Genomic DNA, 20,138 nt, shown 5'->3' with positions numbered 1-20,138 from the left:
AACCAGAGTTAAAGATATGAATAAAAGTATGAAGTGAATAAAAATAAAGTGAACGTTAACTAGGATAAGTAAAGAAATTATTCGTTATATTTATGAGTGGTTTCTTATCAAACTTATAACTAGATTATACAAGGAGGTTAAGTAATGTTTACACACATAGTGTTTTTCAAGTTTAATAATAAGGAACAAGTGAGTGAGGCTAAAAATCTTTTACTTAATATGGAGGGCAAAATACCGCAACTAAAAGGGCTTGAGGTAGGAGTGGACATTATGCATTCGCAGAGGTCGTATGATTTGGCTCTTATTACAAAGTTTGATACTTTAGAGGATTTAAATACATATGCAGTAAGTGAGTATCATGTAAATGAAGTATTAAAATATTTAAAACCTATGCTAGAGTCGTCTATTACCGTTGATTATTGTAGTTAAAAATTAAAACTTCAGGATGAATTAATTATATGGTTTGATGGGAAGTGAAAAAGTGATTAAGGAACTAGAGAAAAAAGAGAAAGAGGACTTAGGAAGTTTTGTTCATCTTCATGTACATACAGAGTATAGCTTACTTGATGGTTCGGGAAAGATTAAAGAGCTTATAGCTAAAACCAAAGAGCTAGGAATGAAGAGCATAGCGATAACAGACCATGGAGTGATGTATGGGTGCGTGGAATTTTATAAACAAGCAAAAGAGCAGGGTATTAAACCTATTATTGGTTGCGAAATATATGTTGCAGCTAAATCTATGAATATAAAAGAAGCAGATAGGGAAAATGCGACTCACCATTTAGTACTTTTGGTTAAGAATACATTGGGATATGAAAACTTGATGAAAATAGTTTCGGAAGCTTCTATTAAGGGCTTTTATTATAAACCAAGGGTTGATTATGAATTCTTATCAAAGCATAGCGAGGGAATAATTGCGAGTAGTGCATGTCTTGGTGGTGAGATTCAAAGTCTTTTATTGCAAAATAATTATGAGAAGGCAAAGGTTATAGCTTTAAAATATAGGGATATATTTAAAGACGGTTTCTATTTAGAATTACAATATCATGGTATGCAAGACCAGTTTAAGGTAAATGAACTTTTAGTTAAGTTGTCAAAGGATACCGAAATTCCACTAATTTGTACTAACGATACTCACTATATAAATCAAGAAGATTCTAAGGCTCATGATGTGCTTTTATGCATTCAAACAGCTAAAACTGTTGATGAAGAAAATAGAATGAGATACCCGTCAGATCAATTTTATTTAAAATCTCCTGAGGAAATGGAAAAGACTTTTGCTTATGTTCCAGAGGCTTTAAGCAATACAGTCAAAATTGCAGAGGAATGCAACTTTGACTATGAATTTCATGTATCAAAGCTCCCCAAATTTCCATTGCCCACTGGAGTAGACCCGTATGAATTTCTTAGAGAAAACTGCTATAAGGGTATGGCACCTCGGTATAAGGTATTTAGTGATGTAATTGATAGGGGTTTTTCTATAGAAAATATAAATGAAATAGCTCATGAGAATTCAGAGGCAAAGATATATGTGGATAGGCTTGAATATGAACTTAACATAATAAAACAAATGGGGTATATAGATTATTTCCTTATTGTATGGGATTTTATGAAGTTTGCAGTAGAACATGAAATTCCAACTGGTCCAGGTAGGGGTTCTGCGGCAGGTTCAATAGTTGCTTATACCCTAGATATAACAAAGATAGACCCCATTAAATATAATTTGATTTTTGAAAGATTTTTGAACCCTGAGAGGGTATCAATGCCAGATATTGATTCGGATTTTTGTTACGAGGGACGACAACTTGTAATTGACTATGTAGTTGAAAAGTATGGATCTGATAATGTATCGCAAATTATAACATTTGGAACAATGGCACCTAGAGCTTGTATAAGAGATGTAGGAAGAGCTATGAACTATTCTTACGCAGAAGTAGATAGAATCGCTAAAATGATACCATCTGTGCTTAATATAACTATAGATAAGGCCCTTGAAATGAATTCAGAACTTAATGCTTTATATGAAGATGATATTCGGGTGGAAGCTCTTATAAATATAGCAAAAGCATTAGAAGGACTTCCAAGACACAGTTCCACTCACGCAGCAGGCGTTGTTATAGCGTCAAAACCTCTAGTAAGTTATGTTCCTCTTCAGAAAAACGATGAAATGATAGTAACGCAATTTCCTATGGGTACATTGGAAGAACTTGGCCTTTTAAAAATGGATTTTCTTGGGCTTAGAACACTAACGGTAATGAGAGATTGTGTAGATTTTGTAAAAGCCAATAGAAATGTGTCTATAGATTTAGATGATTTAGACATTGAAGACCATAAGGTATATAAGATGATTGGTGAAGGAAAGACTGTAGGGATATTTCAACTTGAATCTGCAGGAATGACTAGCTTTATGAAGGAATTAAAGCCTGATAATTTAGAGGATATTATTGCCGGTATAAGTTTGTACAGGCCGGGTCCAATGGCTGAAATTCCACGTTATATAAGAAATAAGAATAGCATGGATAAGGTGGAATACGAAACTCCGCAATTAGAGGAAATCCTTGGTGTTACGTATGGTGTAATGGTATATCAAGAGCAAGTTATGGAAATTGTAAGGAAACTTGCTGGATATTCCATGGGTAGATCAGACCTCGTACGTCGTGCTATGTCTAAAAAGAAACACAAGGTTATGGAAGAGGAAAGATATAACTTCATCCATGGAATAGTGGACGCAAATGGAAAAATAGAAGTTGAGGGATGCCTTAGACATGGGATTAGGTCGGAGGCAGCAAACCGCATATTTGATCAAATGATGGATTTTGCGTCTTATGCTTTTAATAAATCTCATGCAGCTGCATATGCTGTTGTAGGGTACGAAACTGCATATTTAATGTGTTATTATCCTACAGAATTTATAGCAGCTATGCTCAACAGTGTAAAGGGAAATAGTGAGAAAATAGCTTTTTATACTCGGTATGCTGTTCAAATAAATATTGGAGTGTTACCACCTAGTATAAATGAAAGTTTTGCAGAGTTTACTGTAAAAGGGGATACTATAAGATTTGGTCTTACAGCATTAAAAAATGTAGGGGCAAATGTAATAGAGAGCATTGTACGTAATCGAGAAGAAAAAGGCAATTTTACTGGTTTCATGGACTTTTGCAATAAAATAGATACATCATGTGTAAGCAAAAGAGCAGTAGAAAGTCTTATTAAGGCAGGGGCTTTTGATGATTTTAAAATTCATAGATCCCAATTACTAGCAATTTATGAGAAGGTATTAGATGGAGTAAATAATGATAGAAAGAGAAATATTCAAGGGCAAATAAATTTATTTTTAGATTTTGACAATGATTATAATAATTTTGAAATAGAGTATCCCAATATTAAAGAATTTAAAAAGAAACATCTTTTAGCTATGGAAAAAGAAATGACAGGAATATATTTATCTGGGCATCCTCTAGACGAATATGAAGAGACACTTAAAATACAAACTAATACAAGAATATCTGATATTGTGGTGGATGAAAGCCTTGAAGAAGGCAATGAAATGCTGAGTGAAAGCTTTAAACTTCAAGATGGTGATAAAGTTATTATCGGAGGCATAATATCATCTGTGAGTAGAAAAGTTACAAAAAATAATGATATGATGGCTTTTATTAATCTAGAAGACTTATACGCAAGCGTTGAAGTGATAGTTTTTCCAAAGACTTTTGAAAAATTTAAGCCTTTAATAGAAGAGGATGAAATAGTAATAATAAAAGGTAGAGTTAGCATTAGGGAAGAAGAACAACCAAAGATATTATGTGAAGATATTAAGCCACTTTTAAAAATTAACAGTGAAAAAATTTATATATTAGTAGAAAATGATAGTATGATCAAGGAAACATTAAAAAAATTAAAACAAAATTTAGCTATATACAGAGGAAACACCCCTGTATATATTTGTACAAAAGAGCCAAGAAAAATGTACGCTGTAGATAAAGGGTCATGGCTAAGTGAAGAAATAGATGTTATGGAAGTTTTAAGAAAAATGTTTGGTGAAACAAATATAAAAATACAATAAAGTTTTTAGGTTATAATAGTAGAAGTGGTTATAATAGAAAGAGTAGATACCATAGGTAAAGATAGTTGCCATAGGTTACAATAATGGAATATACATCTTTTACCTGGGTATTATTCTATAAAAGGTTTACAAGACCTTAATATTAATATATTTATTAAAAAAATATTATTTATTTATATAATGTGTTGAATGTTTAAAGAATTTTGTATAATATTAGAGTATAGAGGTGTTTTAGACAATATATTTATTATACATGGATTTATTACGACCATAGTGGGGCAAACTTGTCCCACTATGGTACAAGGAGATCACAACTAAAAATTGTAGTATTCCAAAGATAACTATAAGGAGGAATGTTTATGAAAACAATAGCGGTATTAACAAGTGGTGGAGATGCACCAGGAATGAATGCAGCCATTAGATCTGTAGTTAGAATGGCTATATATAAAGGCATAAGAGTTATGGGCATAAAAAGAGGATATAGTGGACTTATAAGCGGTGAGATTTTTGATATGGATAGACACTCTGTTTCTGATATAATTCATAGAGGTGGAACTATACTTAGAACTTCCCGTTGTGAAGAATTTAAAACTGAAGCTGGAAGAAAAAAGGCAGTTAATGTACTAAGAGTATTTGGAATTGATGGGTTGGTAGTAATTGGAGGAGATGGTTCTTTCAAGGGAGCACAACTTTTATCAGAAATGGGTATTGCAACTGTTGGTATACCTGGAACTATAGATAATGATCTGCCTTATAGTGAATATTCTATAGGGTTTGATACAGCACTTAATACGGTGCTTGATGCTATAAATAAAATAAGAGATACTTCAAGTTCTCATGAAAGAATTAGTATAGTTGAAGTAATGGGAAGAAATTGTGGAGATATAGCCTTATATGCTGGTATTGGTGGAGGGGCTGAAGAAGTGATTATTCCTGAAAAAGGGTATGAAATAGATGCTTTATGCAAAACTATATTTGAGGGAAAGCTCAGAGGTAAAATGCATAATCTAATAATCCTTGCTGAAGGTGTAGGTGGAGCAAATGAACTTGCGAAGCAAGTTGAAGAAATAACAGGAATTGAATCAAGAGCCACAATACTCGGACATATTCAAAGAGGTGGAAGTCCAAGTGCCTTTGACAGAATGCTTGCTTCAAGAATGGGAGTGGCAGCTGTAGAAGTGCTAATAGAAGGCAAATCAGGAAGAGTAATTGGAATGAGAGATGGTAAAATCATTGATGAAGACATCAATGAAGCGCTAGAAATACCAAGAAAATTTAATGAAAGACTTTATCACATTTCAAAAATTCTTTCTTACTAAAAATCATTTATGTGCTGTTACTACTTTAGACAATGTATCACTTTAGACAATGTATCACTTTGGGTGATACATCATCTAATAATTTAATATTATTTAACAATAAACCAAACACAAAATAATTTTACGATAGGGGATTAATTAATGAAAAAAACTAAAATTATCTGTACTGTAGGACCTGCTAGTGATAATAGTGAAACCATAAAAAGTTTAATTAATGCAGGAATGGATGCTTCAAGACATAATTTTTCTCATGGAGATCACGCAGAACATAAGATAAGAATGGACTTAGTAAAAGAGCTACGATTGGAACTTAATAAACATATAGCTATAATACTAGATACTAAGGGACCAGAAATAAGAACTGGAAATTTTGCAACTGGCAAAGTTGAACTAAAGGAAGGCGCAGAATTTACTGTTGTTTGTGGTGAAGAAGTTATTGGAGATGATACTATTTGCTCAGTAACTTATAATAAATTATTTGAGGATGTTAAACCTAATGATATTATATTAATAGATGATGGATTAGTGGGACTTAGGGTACAAGAAGTAAAAGGAAAAAAAATACAATGTATTGTTGCAAATAGTGGTATGATAGGTAATCATAAAGGAGTTAATGTTCCTGGGGTTTCAATAAATCTACCTGCTCTTACAGAAAGAGATGTTGAGGATTTAAAATTTGGAGCTGAGATGGATGTTGATTTTGTTGCAGCCTCTTTCATACGAAAAGCATCAGATGTTCTTGATATAAGACAAGTACTTAACGAAAATGGTGGAGGAAAAATACAAATAATATCTAAAATTGAAAATAGAGAAGGGGTTAATAATATCGATGATATTATTAAATTCTCTGATTGTATTATGGTTGCAAGAGGAGATCTAGGAGTAGAAATTCCTACTGAAGAAGTTCCAATAGTACAAAAAATGATTATTGAGAAATGTAATGCTGCTGGAAAGGCAGTTATAACTGCAACTCAAATGTTAGATTCTATGATGAGAAACCCAAGACCAACTAGAGCGGAATCCTCAGATGTTGCAAATGCAATATTTGATGGTACAGATGCTATAATGTTAAGTGGTGAAACTGCTAGTGGGAAATATCCTATAGAAGCAGTAACTATAATGTCTAAAATAGCACAAACGGCTGAAAATGCTCTTAATTATGAGGAAAATTTAAACAAGAAAAGAAAATCTCATATTCCTAATGTACCAAATGCTATTAGTTTAGCTACATGCAATACTGCTATGGAACTAAATGCTTCAGCTATTATTACTGCAACTCAAAGTGGTAGTACAGCTAGAAAAGTTTCAGCTTATAGACCAGAATGCCCAGTTATAGCCGTTACTCCTTATGAAAAGGTAGCTAGAAGTTTAGCATTAAACTGGGGCGTAGTATCAGTATGTGCAGATAAAGTAGAGTCTACAGATGAACTTATAGATAAGTCTGTAACTATTGCCTTAGAATCAGGTTATGTAGAAAAAGGAGATTTGGTGGTAATTGCTGCTGGAATTCCAGCAAATTTTGTAGGAAGTACAAATATGATGAAAGTTCATATTGTTGGTGATATATTACTTCAAGGTAAGGGCAACATAAGTGCATCAGCTTGTGGAACAGCTTATTATGTAACAAGTGCAAAAGAAGCTAATGACACTATGCGAGATGGAGATATTTTAGTAATGAAGACATTGAATAGAGAATATATTGATATACTTGATAGAGTATCGGGAATTATTGTGGAAGAAGATGAATTAAGTTCAAGTGTTGTTCTTGAATGTACAGCAAGAGAAATTCCAATAATATATAATGCAACAGGAGCATCGGAAATTATTAAAACTGGTTCATTTATCACAATGGATGCAGCTAGAGGTATAGTGGTTAGTGGTAGGGCTAATATAAAATACTAAATTAACCAACAAAAGTTAGTGAGATTGTCAGATAATTGGCAATCTTTCATTATTTTAAAAAAAGTTGATATGCTGAATAAATACGTGTATAATCAAGATAATTATGGCTATAATTATAAGTACAAGCAAAACAGTTTGGCAACTGATTCTTTATTAGCATCTATATGGTGCTTTTTTTTTATGCATTTTATAAAAAAATAGATTTTAGAAAGATTAAGTTTTGTTAAAATCTATTATGCATTAATCATTTACATGAACATTTTGAAACAATAGATTGAGATATAGTTTACTTATTTTTCTTTTCTATAGTATAATAAAGCTAAAAGCTACGAATTATAGTTAATAACTAAGTTAAAATTAAAAGCTAAGAACTATAATTAAAATTAAATGAGCGGAGGGTTAAACATGAGGGGAATTTTAAGTTGTAGCGCAACAATTTGCGTTAATAATATGTCGGGAATATGCTCGGCCAGTACTATCAATATTTCTGGAGTAAGTGCTCATAAAAGTGAGGAAACACAATGCGAGACATTTGATGAAAAAGGATTAAAGAATTCATTAACTAATGTACTTAATATGAATGTAGTTGGTGAAATTAAACAAGTATTTGATAATGATTCTATAGAGATGAGCCCAAGAATTAGATGTAAAGCTATTAATTGTAAACATAATGAAGAAAAGTTATGTACAGCAAAAAATATTTTGGTTAATGGCATAGATGTTTCAAGTAATGAAAAGAAATCTATAAATATTGAAAAAACACAATGTGAAACCTTCGAAGAAGAATAATTTTTTAGAAAAAGAAAATATTGCAATCTTAAATATTTAAGAATTACTAATTAACTTTAAAATAAATTTTTCTTACAATTAGTTAGGCACATGGAAATAAATATACTAGCATTTTTGCTTGGTATTTATTTTCATGTGCCTTATATAAAGAAATGGTTATAGATAGATGGTTAGGAGGATAAATTATGAAAAGCAAAAGAAATATTATGGAAAATAAAATAAAAGCTAAAAGTTATATTATTCCTGTTGAAAAAAATGTGGATTATATAATGACTATAGATAACATGGGATATGAGGGAGAAGGGGTAGGTAAGGTAGATAATTTTACCGTTTTTGTAGCTGGAGCAATTGTAGGCGAAAAGGTTATGGTAAAGATTGTTAAAGTGCGTAAAAATTTTGCTTTCGGGAAGTTGCTAGAGATAATTGAGAAATCTATGAATAGGGTAGAGCCTGTTTGCAATATTTATAAGAACTGTGGAGGCTGCAATATTCAACATATAGACTATGATTCCCAATTAGATTTTAAAAATAATAGAGTAATACAGGCTATAAATAGAATAGGGAAATTAGATAACGTTATAGTGCACCCTTCAATAGGAATGGAGTCTCCTTATAATTATAGAAATAAGGTTCAATTGCCTGTTAGTAATATTGATGGACAAGTGAGTATTGGTTTTTATGCAGCAAGAAGTCATGACATAATTAATATGGAAACTTGCTATATTCAAGACAAAGTAGCAGATATTGTGGTAAAGCTAACAAGGTTATGGATAAAAGAGTTTAATATTGAATCTTATAATGAGGAAAGTCACCATGGCACTCTAAGGCATATTATGATTAGAAAAGGAATTAAAACAGGGGAAGTAATGGTGGTATTAGTTACAAAGGTCAGAGAACTTCCTTTTAAAGAAGAATTTATAGCCTTAATTAGTAAAAAAATTAAAGGTCTTGTCAGTGTAGTGCAAAATATAAATAGTGAAAAAACAAATGTAATCCTCGGACCAATTTGTGTAACACTATGGGGAAAAGATACTATAACTGATTACATAGGAGAATTTAAATTTGAGGTTTCTCCACTATCATTTTTTCAAGTTAATTCAATTCAAACAGAAAGATTGTATAGTAAAGCATTAGAGTATGCAAATTTAAGCGGTGGAGAAGTGGTGTTGGATGTTTATTGTGGTACAGGGACTATATCATTATTTCTATCACAAAAGGCTAAAAAAGTATATGGTGTGGAGATAGTATCAGAAGCCATTGAAAATGCTATAATAAATGCAAAAGAGAATAAGGTTAAAAATACAGAATTTATAGTTGGGGATGCAGAAAAAGTGATTCCAGAGCTTATTTGCAAGGGAGTAAAGGCCGATGTAGTTGTAGTTGATCCACCAAGAAAAGGTTGTGAAAAATCACTTCTAGAGGCTATAAGTAGCATGAAGCCTAAAACTATAGTTTATGTTTCTTGTGATCCAGGTACTTTAGCTCGCGACTTAGGAATTTTAGATGAACTTGGATATAAAACTTTAGAGATTCAGCCAGTAGATATGTTTCCTCAAACGGCACACGTGGAGTGCGTGTGTAAATTAACGTTGAAATAACTAGGTTTGACAAGCGATGTCTATATGCCACCCTTAATTATTTTTGGGTGGCAATTGATCTAAAGATTATAATTAAATGTTCATTCACGCTAACACTTCCTTATTTATTACTTCCTATATTATTAGCAACTTTCTAATAATTTTATTCAACATAAAGAGGCTACACTCATTTTAAGCTATTTTAAAGGAGTGTAGCCTCTTTAACGTTAATAAGTGTTTTATAATAATCACACAAAGTATGAGTTAAGACCAGTAATATGGGCAAAATAAAACTGGATGATAAACATGGGAATTTACATATGTGGATAAAAGAAGTTTAATTTGATAATGAAACGGCTAATTAAAAGATATTAAACCATGGAGGGGATAAAATGAGTTTTAAGATTATTGCGGACTATCATACTCATACTAATATTGCAAAGGGACACATTCCCTTACTTAATATTATTATGGGAGAACATGCAAAAGGAAGTATTGAATCAAATGTTAAAACTGGAATAAAAAGAGGCTTAAAAGAAATTGCCATAACAGACCATGGTTATAAACATATTACCTTCGGGATGAAACTAAATCAATATGAAAAATTACGTAAATTAATTGATGATCTTAATAAGAGTTCATTATTGAAAGAGAATGACTTTAAGATTCTTCTTGGCGTAGAATGTAATATTATTACTAAAAAAGGGGATATAGATATTAAAGATGAAATAATTGATTACCTGGACATAATTTGTGCGGGTTATCATCCTGGAGCAGTACAAAATCCATTTTTATTGAGGGATTATACAGAAGCTGCAATTAATGCTATTAAAAAATATGAAATTACAATATTGAATCATCCTTTAGAGCATGTTAATCCAGATATTATCGAAATTGGAAAGGTTGCTGTTGAAAGAAATACTGCTTTGGAAATTAACAGAAGTCATAGGAATATGGATATTGAAACAATAAAAAAGTTAAAGAAGATGGGTGTTAAATTTTCATTGGGAAGTGACGCACACAAATCGGAGGATGTAGGGGATTTTGGTAAAGCTTATAATATTGCAGTTGAGTCAGGCCTTACAGATGATGATATTGTTAATGCTGATGGAAGTGCACATAGATCAATGAAATTATTAAGAGATTAGGTTTGGTAATGGTAACGGATAGAGAAAGCGTGTTCAAAAAATGTTTAATATCAATGTTTAATGCATACACTACAATTATTAAAACAAAGTAAAAAATAAGAAATCAGGTGATTTAAATGATATACATATATAACTGTTATGGAGGAACCCACTCATCTATTTTAGCAATTGCTTATCACTTAAAAATACTGGATGAAACCAGAGAACCGACTAAGGATGAAATATTGGAATTACCTAACTTTAATAAGTTGGAATATGGAAATTGTGGAGAACTTTTTTATTATGGAAATGATGAAGATGGCAACAAAGTCTATGTTGTAGGTAGGGGACGTTCAAAGGTTTTAATTCCAGGATTATATAATTTAGCTTCTATGCTTCATAAACAAAATCTATTAAATGAGAAAATTATATTTTCCAATACGTCGCCAACTGTTCCATTACCAATGACCTTTGGTGGATTATTTTCTAGGTGGCTAAAAATTGATTTTATAGGAGTGCCCTTGCTTGTAAAGGGAGCAAAACAATCATACAAGGACGTTATAAAACTTGTAAATAACACAAAGAAGGTAGCAAAGGAAGTTAAGTCAGGGGTTATTATCTTAGATAATAAGGAATTTAAGAAAAAATGATTTTTAAGTATTATACGGGTTACATCAACTAAAAGCTGATGTGAATTTTTACCTCAAAACGTAAATGATGTGAGCACAAAAGAAACAAAATCCAGAAACTTTGGCTTAATTGGAATGGCTTTTGGTCTAGGGTTTATTATAGGACCATATATTGGTGGAAAACTTTCTGATTCTACTATAGTCAGCTGGTTCACTTATGCAACACCATTTTATCTAACTATTTTGCTAGCAACTATTAATGTGGTTTTAGTAATTTTTAATTTTCCTGAGACTTTAGTAATTAAAAGAGTTGTTAAAGTAAATTTATTTACAGGTTTCTCAAATATCAAAAAAGCCTTCACATTTAAGGATTTACGGGTTATGTTTTTAGTGGTTTTTTTATTAACAGTAGGATTTAATTTTTTTACACAGTTTTTCCAAGTATTCCTGTACGGAAAATTTAAATTTACTCAATCTCAAGTTGGTGATTTTTTTGCTTACATGGGGCTTTGGATAGCTATTGCACAAGGTGCAGTTTTGAGACCACTTTCAAAAAAGTTTACGCCTGCTAAAATACTTAGCTACTCAATAGTTCTATTAGCAATAAGTTTTCCGTTTTTATTAATACCACATCAACGGGTATGGTTATATTTAATAGTTCCATTTATAGCAATATTTCAAGGGCTTAACCAACCTAATGGAACAGCTATTATTTCTAATTTAGTTGATAGTGAAAAACAAGGTGAAATTCTAGGAATTAACCAATCTATTTCAGCTTTAGCACAGGCATTGCCACCTATCATTGCTGGATTCGTAACCGCAGTTAATATTAATCTTCCAACATGGTTTGCTGCAGGAGCAACATTGCTAGCATGGGTGACATTTAAAGTTTTCTTTAATGAGGAAAAGAAGAGTGAGGAGGATATTATAGTAGGTAAAGTGGTAAATGCTGAGCAGGATTAGTAATTATAAAATGTTTTAACAGAATAACAAGTATTAAAAATGTTTCCCTCAGATGATATTCTGAGGGGATTTTTGATTTGCGTGAGCTCTATTATAAGCGTATTTTGCATTAGGTATGGAGATTTGGGAGATCATATCCTTTGCTAAAAAAAACTTGACAATATTACTATTTAGTAATATATATAAATAAAGAAATTGAACTTAAATTAAAAAAAAATAATATTTATTGGAGGATGTATGGGTAAGTTAAGAGACAATGTATTTCTTGCTATTATATTGACGGGATCTTCGGCTATCATTTACCTTATTCAAAATGCAATTTTTCGCGAACCTTCGCAAACAGTATTTTACATTTTTCAGGATATGGCATTTGTGCCAGTTCAAGCCCTTATTGCAACCTTGGTAATCGATGGATTTTTAAAGATTCAGGAAAAACGCAAGAAGGTCAAAAAAATCAATGTTGTTATTAGCACATTTTTTGTGGATGCGGGGGTGAACATCATGATGGCAATGTCGCATTTCAATCAAAATCACACTGAAGCATGCGAAATCATAAAAATTGAAAAATTTATAGATAACAAAGGGAGCATTGTGAAGAAAGCTCTCGGTGACTTTGAATACCGTTTCTATGCCGATCCTAACAAGTTGGAGGAACTGGCCTCTATAATGGATAAAAACAGAGGATTTCTATTGGATCTTTTGGAGAATCAAAATTTACTTGAGCATGAGTCCTTCACGGATATGTTATGGGCTGTGTTTCACGTTGCCGATGAACTCAAAACCAGAGGAGATTTAAAAAGACTTTCCAAAGCTGAAATTGACCATATATCTGAGGATATGTTACGGGCATACAAGGCAATGGTTATAGAGTGGATCAGTTATGTTATTTATTTAAAAGATGAGTATCCGTTTCTGTATGCAAGCGCCATTCGAAGGAATCCGTTTTATTCGGTTAGTACACAACATATACAATAATATCATTATATCTTAAAATTAATAATAAACTGGAACTATAGATACCAAAATTTATATATTAAAGATTTTTAAAATTTATTGATTGTTAACATTTAATAATTTGTTTATACTGATATATCATAAGTATTGTGATAAAATGTTAATGTATTAAATTAGAGAGGGGATAATCATGGTTTTAATGAAAAAAATATTTCAAGATTGGATATTGCCTATAATTGCAGCCATTGCAATAGCGTTTATCATAAACAAGGTTATTTTCTTTAATGTCACTGTTCCAACTGGATCTATGTTACCAACTATAAACCTAAATGATAAAATTTTAGTAACAAGAGTTCATAACAAAAACAATCTTAAACGTGGTGACATCATAGTATTTCATTCCGACGAATTAGGGGAAGATTTAATAAAAAGACTTATTGGATTACCAAATGATAAAGTAGAAGTTAAACAAGATGGATCTGTGTACATAAACAATAAAAAAATAGATGAAAGTTATATTGTTTATCCGGGTGGAAAAACAGGGACATTTAATGTGCCAGTAGGTAGTTATTTTTTCATGGGAGATAATAGAGCAGATTCCTTAGATGCGAGATATTGGAAAAAACCTTATATACCGGCAAAAGATATAATGGGTAAGGCAAGAATTATTATTAGTCCTTTTAGTAGATTTGGAAAATTAAAATAGAAAAATAGCAGAGTATAAATGCAAGTTTATATTCTGCTATTTTCATTTTTTTCAATTTGATTTTATAATATAACTTAGTAATTATTTATAGTCTTACTTTATTTAAGGGAGTTTTATCTTTAGAAAAACACAGTAAAGCTTTACATACCCTAATGATATATTTGTAAAAAAACTATCTGTATTTTTTGTGTCTTTATGAGACAATATATACTTATATTAACAAAATATTAGAAAAATGAATAAGGTAATTTGTATCTAGTCAAAAATCATATTATAATGTCAAAAACATCTCGAAAAATAGCATTTAATTATGAAAAAAAGAGTATTTTGTAGATATTTGAGGATAAAGCGGTATAACATTAAGGGTTGATGAAAAATGGCGAATTTTCATATTTAGCTATTTTTAAAACCTATGCTATTATAAATTGCACTAATAAATTGAATTGACAAATTGTACTTAAAAAGGATATTTATAAAAAATATTTACAATTAAGAGGAGGATATATCATGGCGGAAGAAAAAAAACTTCATTCTAATGCTTATGGTGGAATAAAAGGTGAAGATTATGTACCTTACGTTCCACTAAGTCAGGCTATGCCGGAATTAACTGTTGTCTCTATATTATTAGGTATTGTAGTGGCAGTTATATTTGGCGCAGCAAATACTTATCTTGGATTAAAGGTGGGTATGACAATTGCAGCGGGTATTCCAGCAGCAATTATCGCAACAGGTCTTTTAAAAGGTATTTTCAAAAGAAATAACATTCTAGAAACTAACATGATTGCTTCTATGGCTTCAATGGGGGAATCATTAGCTGGCGGACTTATATTTATTGTTCCAGCAGTAATACTGCTTGGAAGCAAATTATCATTATTATCAATTGTCATTATTTCATTATTAGGTGGATTATTAGGTATATTTTTTGTAACTCCACTAAGGAAATACCTTGTAGTTGAAGAACATGGTAATCTAGTTTACCCAGAAGGCATGGCTGCGTCAGAAGTTCTTGTTAGTTCAAGTGCAGGTGGAACGGGGTTAAAAACAATGCTTACTGGGCTTTCCGCAGGTGGAGCTTATAAACTTCTATCTGGCGGGTTTATGTTTTGGATGGAAGAGCCATCATGGACAATTAAATCATTTCAAAGTACATTCTTTGGAGCAGATGTAATGGCATCACTTCTTGGTGTTGGTTTCATAGTTGGAATTCAAATTTCCATGTACATGTTTGCAGGTGGGCTAGTTGCATGGTTTGGTCTAATACCATTGTTAAAATATGTTGGGGCTGGACTTACTGTACCACTTTTCCCATCTACAGTTTTAATTTCACAAATGGATGCTGCAACAATTTGGAGTAAATATATAAGATACGTTGGCGCTGGTGCAGTTGCAGCAGGTGGATTTATAAGTATAATTAAAGCTATGCCAACTATAGTTAAATCCTTTAAATCAGCATTAAGTGGAGTTGATTTAAATAAAGGTGGGCTTAAAAGAACTGAAATTGATACTCCAATGTCATGGGTTATAGGAGCAGTAGTATTTGTGTTCTTTATGACTTGGCTTTATCCAATAGTACCAGGAGTTAATGTTGGATTAGTTGGAGCTTTAATGGCAGTTATATTCTCATTCTTCTTTGCTGTGGTTTCTGCAAGGCTTGTTGGACTTATTGGAACATCCAATAACCCAATATCAGGAATGACAATAGCTACATTATTATTTGTAACATCGGTATTAAAAGCAACAGGGCATACAGGAAATACAGGAATGATAGCTGCTATAACTGTTGGTGCAGTTGTTTGTGTTGCTACAGCAATCGCTGGTGGAGCAGCACAGAGTTTAAAAACTACATTCATTATTGGTGGTACTCCTAAGAGAGTAGAACTTGCCATGTTACTTGCAACTGTTGCATCAGCAGCTGTTGTTGGTGGAGTTATCATGATGCTGAATTCTGCTTATGGTTTAGGATCTAAAGCAATTCCAGCGCCACAGGCTACAATTATGTCTATGGTTGTAAAGGGCATTATGACATCTCAACTTCCATGGGCCTTAGTTCTTGTTGGTGCTACATTTGGCATTATGTGTGAATTAATGAATATTCCTGTTTTGCCATTTGCACTTGGTTTATATCTACCAATTTATTTAAGTAGTGGAGTTCTCATTGGTGGTATTCTAAGAGCTATGGTTAACACAAAATTCAAGAAAGATAAAGTTGGATCAGGCAGTGAACAATTAAAAATTCAAACTGAAAAAGGAGTTCTTCTAGCATCAGGTCTTGTTGCAGGAGATGCACTTATAGGTATTGTTATAGCAGTATTTGCTATAGCTAAAATAGACATTGGCTTTGGAGCTAAGATATTACCATCAGTTACAGGTAGTCCTTGGACTGCAGCGATAGTAATGCTTTTATTTGCGACATGGGTCTATAGATATATTACAAAAGTAACTCAAAAGATTTGATTAATGAATAAAAAATAATTAAAGAGCCTTTTAAATAAGGCTCTTTATAATTTGTAGGTGATTAAATGCAAAATGGACATATGAAAAATAAAAAGCATAAGAAAAAAGAAAATTTTAAACAAGATAACTTTTTATTGTATGTTCCTAAAAAGAAGCATGAGACTTGGGAAATAAGAGAAGGTAAAGTATATTTAATTTTCAACCATGATAAAATTATAGAAAAATTTGTGAGATGGCTTGTGCGAAAGCCTAATGTTAGTGATATGGCTTTAGATGAACTTGGATCTACGGTGTGGTTACTAATTGATGGCAAGGCAACAGTGAATGATATAGGAAATAAAATTGAAGAGAAGTTTGGTCCTAGTTGTAAGCCTGTATTTGAAAGATTAATAATGTATGTTAGATACTTAAATAGGCGTGGGTGGATTGCTTTTGATAGAGGTGATCAAGAAGGCGGAAAAGTTATGGAAATTAATAAGAAAATCGATACCAAGAAAAATGATTAGAAAGTACAAACTTAAAAGATATTGAGAATGAAAATTAATCTACATGTTTATTGCAAAAGTAGATAAAACTATTGTTTAATGTTATAATTAAATATGGTATATATTATTTAATTAAAGAAATAATAATTAAAAAAATATAAGTTAAGAGCCATTTTGGCTCTTAACTTATTTTGTACGTGAAATATATTGCTTAATAAAAAAAACAAAGATAAATCACATAATATATCATATCTTAATAAAACCACTTTAGTTAGTTAACACTGGAGTGAATTATAAATGGAGGGAAAAGAATATGGAATTAAATAGATTGATTGATACTATGAAAGAGGACATTATTAAGTCTACTCAAGAAATTGTAAAAATTAAAAGCGTAGAGAGTGAACCAAAACCTGGGATGCCTTTTGGCACAGGTGTAGGTAAATCATTGGAATATGCCTTAAGCACTGCAAAAGATTTAGGTTTTCGTACAGTTAATTTAGATGGTTACGTAGGGTATGCAGAATATGGACAGGGTGAAGATTATGTTTTAGCATTAGGTCACTTAGATGTAGTTCCTGAAGGGGATGGATGGATATACCCACCTTATGGAGGCGAAATTCATGATGGAAAAATGTACGGACGTGGGACTACAGATGATAAAGGGCCAATAATGGCAACATTGTTTGGATTAAAAGCAATAAAAGAAGCAAATTTGCCTCTTTCTAAAAGAATAAGGGTTTTATTTGGAACTAATGAAGAAACAGGAAGCAAGGAACTTGAACATTACTTAGAAAATGAAAAAGCACCAGTTGCTGGGTTTACACCAGATGCGGACTATCCAATAATCAATGGAGAAAAAGGTATAACTATTTTCAACATCGTAAAAGATTTTAATAGCGAAAGCAAGGGTGAAAATCGTATAAAATATATCAAAGGTGGTCAAGTATCTAATATAGTACCAGATTTTTGTGAAGCAGGTATTATATCTACTAATGCACAAAGTATTGTTAAAGCATTGGATATTTTTGTGAAAAATAACAATTACAAGCTTTCAGCAGTTGTTAATATAAATTTAGTAGTAATTAAATCTATAGGTGAAGCAGCTCACGGAAGTTTACCTGAACTTGGTCAAAATGCAATAATGCAATTATTTGCTTTCCTTGGAACTATTGACCTTGGTACAAACGATGTTTCAGAATTCGTAAATTTTTTAAATAAAAATATAGGGATGGAAACACATGGAGAGTCTTTTGGTGTTTGTCTTGAAGATGAAATTTCAGGAAAATTATCATTTAACGTTGGGGTTGTAAATATGGATAAAAATTCTGCTACATTAATACTGAATTTAAGATATCCTGTAACAAATAAATTAGAAGATATGATGAATCCATTTAATAATAGAATAAATGGAACTGGAATAAGAGTAGAAAAATTTGTTCATCAAGAACCATTATATTTTTCACCAGATAATCCAATTATTAAAGCACTTCAAAAGGTTTATACAAAGCAAACTGGAGAAGAAGCTAAATTAGTATCTATAGGTGGAGGCACTTATGCTAAAGAAATGCCTAACACTGTAGCTTTTGGACCAATGTTTCCAGGAGAACCAGATACTATCCATAAAAAAAATGAATATATTACAATAGATAATTTAATTAAGAATGCTAAAATATATGCTCATGCATTGTATGAATTAGCAAAATAATACATGTAGACATACACCTAAAAAAAAGGCGCATGTCTACATATAAATAATATATGTAGTATATATAGACATAAGCAAACAACATTAGTCTAAGACATACATCTTAAAAACCAAGATGTATGTCTTAGTGTTTTAAATGAGTTAAATTTTATTAAACTTATTAGTTATGGATTTGTATAAAAGCAATAGAATTAAAGTGGATATAGATGTATAATAAAGTTTTGAAGTATAAATTATTTACTTAACATTGTATAAATAGGTTAAAAACGATATACACTATAAAAATATTAAATTTTTAGTGGGGGATAATTATGAAGATACTAGATATTAAAATGGGTAAAATTAATACTCCTTTGAAACATCCATATAAAGTAGGAAAGAGAGTCCTTACATTTTCCGATGAAATAGTAATAAAAATGATTACAGATACAGGTGAGGTAGGATTTGGTAGTGCAGCTCCAACACCTTTTATAACCGGGGAAACAGAGAATTCAATTATTGGAGCGATAAATTACATTAAACCTGAAATTATAGGACTAGACATTGATAATCTTGAGGAAATTATGAAGGTAATTCATAATTCTATTCATGGAAATAATAGTGCGAAAGCTGCTATTGATATTGCTATTTATGATTTACTTTGCAAAAAATATTCTATACCACTTTATAAGTTTTTGGGTGGATATAAAACTTCATTAACTACGGATCTTACAATAGCAAATGATACAGTGGAACAAATGGTTAGAAAATCTTTAGAAGCTGTAATGGATGGTTATACTTATTTAAAAGTAAAAGTAGGAAATAATGTTGATCTTGATATAGAGAGAGTAAAGGCAGTAAGAAAAGCAGTTAGAAAGGGAACAAAAATAAGGGTGGATGCTAACCAAGGGTGGAGACCAAAGGAAGCTGTAAGAATCATTAGAAAATTTGAAGATATGGATTTGGAAATTGAGTTTGTAGAACAACCAGTAAATGCCTGGGATATAGATGGACTAAAATATGTTACAGATAACGTTGAAACAAAAATCCTTGCTGATGAAGCAGTATTTGGACCATCAGATGCTTTTAAAATAATCGAAAAAAGAGCTGCTGACCTTATAAGCATAAAGCTTATGAAGTGCGGAGGCATTAACAATGCAATAAAAATATATAATATGGCAGAAAATATGGGTATAAGATGTATGATGGGATGTATGCTAGAGAGTAGGATAGGAATAACAGCGGCCACTAGTTTTGCAGCATCAAAATCCAATTTGGTTAAAGCAGACCTAGATACTATGTTGTCGTTTGAAGAGGAAATAGTAATTGGTGGGGCAAGTATAACAGGTAATAGGATAACAGTTAATGATTCTCCAGGTCTTGGTATAACAGACATCATTGGGTGGTATGAGATTTTTTAAATACAAAATGTAATCATTTGTAAATGAATAAGTAGGGTGTTTACTTGTTATCTATTTTAATATAG

At 31.5% G+C, this 20,138-nt stretch carries 15 protein-coding genes; all 15 read left to right on the top strand.

Annotation, left to right across the window (positions count from 1 at the left end; translation table 11 throughout):
• Nucleotides 1–144 precede the first annotated feature (144 nt).
• Nucleotides 145–429, top strand: coding sequence for a Dabb family protein (locus VIM70_RS17620; RefSeq protein ID WP_331947090.1), 285 nt, complete (start codon nucleotides 145–147; stop codon nucleotides 427–429).
• 52 nt (nucleotides 430–481) lie between these two features.
• The gene (locus VIM70_RS17615; protein WP_331947089.1) at nucleotides 482–4,063 is read left to right on the top strand and encodes a DNA polymerase III subunit alpha; all 3,582 of its coding nucleotides are present in this window, start codon (nucleotides 482–484) and stop codon (nucleotides 4,061–4,063) included.
• 359 nt (nucleotides 4,064–4,422) lie between these two features.
• Nucleotides 4,423–5,382, top strand: coding sequence for a 6-phosphofructokinase (gene pfkA / locus VIM70_RS17610; protein WP_331947088.1), 960 nt, complete (start codon nucleotides 4,423–4,425; stop codon nucleotides 5,380–5,382).
• A gap of 141 nt (nucleotides 5,383–5,523) precedes the next feature.
• Nucleotides 5,524–7,284 (top strand): pyruvate kinase, encoded by a 1,761-nt coding sequence (gene pyk / locus VIM70_RS17605; protein WP_331947087.1) that lies wholly within the window; start codon nucleotides 5,524–5,526, stop codon nucleotides 7,282–7,284.
• Nucleotides 7,285–7,689: 405 nt separating this feature from the next.
• On the top strand, nucleotides 7,690–8,073 hold the full coding sequence (locus tag VIM70_RS17600; RefSeq protein ID WP_331947086.1) for a DUF1540 domain-containing protein: 384 nt from the start codon (nucleotides 7,690–7,692) through the stop codon (nucleotides 8,071–8,073).
• Between the two features lie 185 nt (nucleotides 8,074–8,258).
• Nucleotides 8,259–9,671 (top strand): 23S rRNA (uracil(1939)-C(5))-methyltransferase RlmD, encoded by a 1,413-nt coding sequence (gene rlmD / locus VIM70_RS17595; protein ID WP_331947085.1) that lies wholly within the window; start codon nucleotides 8,259–8,261, stop codon nucleotides 9,669–9,671.
• A 371-nt stretch (nucleotides 9,672–10,042) separates the two neighbouring features.
• Complete coding sequence (locus VIM70_RS17590; RefSeq protein ID WP_331947084.1) at nucleotides 10,043–10,798, top strand: phosphoesterase; 756 nt, start codon at nucleotides 10,043–10,045, stop codon at nucleotides 10,796–10,798.
• Between the two features lie 116 nt (nucleotides 10,799–10,914).
• The gene (locus VIM70_RS17585; RefSeq protein WP_331947083.1) at nucleotides 10,915–11,427 is read left to right on the top strand and encodes a DUF3189 family protein; all 513 of its coding nucleotides are present in this window, start codon (nucleotides 10,915–10,917) and stop codon (nucleotides 11,425–11,427) included.
• A gap of 69 nt (nucleotides 11,428–11,496) precedes the next feature.
• Nucleotides 11,497–12,369, top strand: a complete 873-nt coding sequence (locus VIM70_RS17580; RefSeq protein ID WP_331947082.1) for an MFS transporter — start codon at nucleotides 11,497–11,499, stop codon at nucleotides 12,367–12,369.
• Between the two features lie 237 nt (nucleotides 12,370–12,606).
• On the top strand, nucleotides 12,607–13,344 hold the full coding sequence (locus tag VIM70_RS17575) for a hypothetical protein (protein ID WP_331947081.1): 738 nt from the start codon (nucleotides 12,607–12,609) through the stop codon (nucleotides 13,342–13,344).
• Between the two features lie 169 nt (nucleotides 13,345–13,513).
• Nucleotides 13,514–14,029 (top strand): signal peptidase I, encoded by a 516-nt coding sequence (gene lepB / locus VIM70_RS17570; protein WP_331947080.1) that lies wholly within the window; start codon nucleotides 13,514–13,516, stop codon nucleotides 14,027–14,029.
• Nucleotides 14,030–14,536: 507 nt separating this feature from the next.
• Nucleotides 14,537–16,483: an OPT family oligopeptide transporter gene (locus VIM70_RS17565; protein ID WP_331947079.1), complete on the top strand. Its 1,947-nt coding sequence runs from the start codon at nucleotides 14,537–14,539 to the stop codon at nucleotides 16,481–16,483.
• A gap of 65 nt (nucleotides 16,484–16,548) precedes the next feature.
• Nucleotides 16,549–16,989, top strand: coding sequence for a PqqD family protein (locus tag VIM70_RS17560; protein ID WP_331947078.1), 441 nt, complete (start codon nucleotides 16,549–16,551; stop codon nucleotides 16,987–16,989).
• Between the two features lie 292 nt (nucleotides 16,990–17,281).
• Nucleotides 17,282–18,673: a dipeptidase PepV gene (pepV, locus tag VIM70_RS17555; protein WP_331947077.1), complete on the top strand. Its 1,392-nt coding sequence runs from the start codon at nucleotides 17,282–17,284 to the stop codon at nucleotides 18,671–18,673.
• Nucleotides 18,674–18,984: 311 nt separating this feature from the next.
• Nucleotides 18,985–20,073: a dipeptide epimerase gene (locus tag VIM70_RS17550; protein ID WP_331947076.1), complete on the top strand. Its 1,089-nt coding sequence runs from the start codon at nucleotides 18,985–18,987 to the stop codon at nucleotides 20,071–20,073.
• The last annotated feature ends 65 nt before the right edge of the window (nucleotides 20,074–20,138 follow it).

Source organism: Clostridium sp., assembly GCF_036569345.1.
Lineage (GTDB): Bacteria > Bacillota > Clostridia > Clostridiales > Clostridiaceae > Clostridium_AD.
Note: the sequence above shows the minus strand (reverse complement) of the source record. Positions and strands in the feature narration are given on the sequence as shown.